Below are 697 nucleotides of genomic sequence, written 5' to 3' on the forward strand. Positions count from 1 at the left end.
GCTGCACCCAGCTGGTGCTGACCAACGGCTGCGGCGGGCTGAACCCGAACTGGGCCCCGGGCACCCCGGTGCTGATCTCGGACCACATCAACCTCACCGCCGCCTCCCCGCTGGAGGGGCCACGTTCGTGGACCTGACCGACCTGTACTCCTCGCGCCTGCGCCGAATCGCGCGCGAAGTGGACCCGAGCCTGGATGAGGCGTGTACGCCCAGTTCACCGGCCCACACTACGAAACCCCGGCCGAGGTGCAGTACGCCAAGGTGATTGGGGCGAACCTGGTGGGCATGTCCACCGCCCTGGAGGCCATTGCCGCCCGCCATGCCGGGATGGAGGTCTTCGGCATTTCCCTGGTGACCAACCTGGCCGCCGGCATCAGCGACATGGCTCTGAGCCACGAAGAGGTCATCGAAGCCGGGCAGGCGGCCGGGCCGCGGATCTCCAAGCTGTTGGCCGAGATCATCTCCCGCTTCTAGTCACGGCGTTTCACGCCCCCAGCAAAGGTAGGCACACAGTTGATCGACAGCACCGACAACGCACAGCTGCTCGACCGGGCCCAGGCCTGGGCGGCAAGTGACCCCGACCCGCAGACCCAGGCCGAGCTGGCCTCGCTAATCCAGCGCCCAGGCCGGCCAGGCCGATGCGCTGCAGGATTTGACCGAGCGCTTCAGCGCCAATCTGGCCTTTGGCACGGCCGGG

At 68.0% G+C, this 697-nt stretch carries 1 protein-coding gene and 1 pseudogene; both read left to right on the forward strand.

Annotation, left to right across the window (positions count from 1 at the left end; all coding sequences use genetic code 11):
* A pseudogene (locus JCM19049_RS16610) lies at positions 1–474 on the forward strand (purine-nucleoside phosphorylase); the annotation flags it as partial.
* Positions 475–513: 39 nt separating this feature from the next.
* On the forward strand, positions 514–697 hold a 184-nt coding region (locus tag JCM19049_RS21625), incomplete at its 3' end, for a hypothetical protein (protein WP_279403472.1).

Source organism: Arthrobacter sp. JCM 19049, assembly GCF_001310435.1.